Here is a 782-nt window from a genome sequence, read left to right on the forward strand (position 1 = left end):
GCTACGGAAAATCGCCAAAGACTGGTGCATTAGATACCTTATTACACACTTTGCTGCATGAAGCTGGGCATGCGTACATCGAGGATCAAAGCATCCCTGTGTTGGGGAAAGAAGAAGATGCCGTTGACAATTTCGCCACTATTTTACTGATCGACTATTTAGACGATGGCGCCGATATGGCCATCAGTGCCGCCGACATGTTTGCGTTTGAGTCCGATGACAGACCCGACTATTACGATGTTGGCGAGTACATTGACGAACACAGTTTGGACCTGCAGCGTTACTTCTCCACTTTGTGCTTGGTGTATGGCAGCGATCCTGAACAGTACAAATCGTTACTCGACGAAGTTGAAAAAGACTACCTTCGAGATCGCAAAGACTTCTGCCAATACAATTACGAAAACATTCGCACTAACTGGCAGCACTACCTGCAGCACAATGAACCCAAAGAAGCATCGACACGTAAAAACAGCGAGAAACCATCAAGCAGCCCCAATGCAATGACGAATTGATATGACTAAACTGACTATTTTCTACGACGGCACTTGCCCACTGTGCGCCAAAGAGATGAAGGCATTACGCCAACACGATCATAAGCAAGAGATAAACACCGTTGATATTTACAGCGACGCTTTTTCGGCCTATCCGCAAATCGACCCTGATCGTGCCAACACCATTCTGCATGCCTTGGACAACCACGGAAATTTACTCCTCGGGCTGGATGTGACCTACCGAGCTTGGCAACTTGTTGGACGAGGTTGGTTGTATGCACCACTGCGCTG

At 47.7% G+C, this 782-nt stretch carries 2 protein-coding genes; both read left to right on the plus strand.

The annotated features are described in order from the left end of the window. The coding region (locus R7Q48_RS26565) for a DUF4344 domain-containing metallopeptidase (protein ID WP_318133199.1) at window positions 1–512 on the plus strand (512 nt) is incomplete at its 5' end. A 1-nt stretch (window position 513) separates the two neighbouring features. Further along, the coding region (locus tag R7Q48_RS26570) for a DUF393 domain-containing protein (protein WP_318133200.1) at window positions 514–782 on the plus strand (269 nt) is incomplete at its 3' end.

The sequence above is a fragment of the Vibrio sp. 378 genome, from assembly GCF_033339435.1.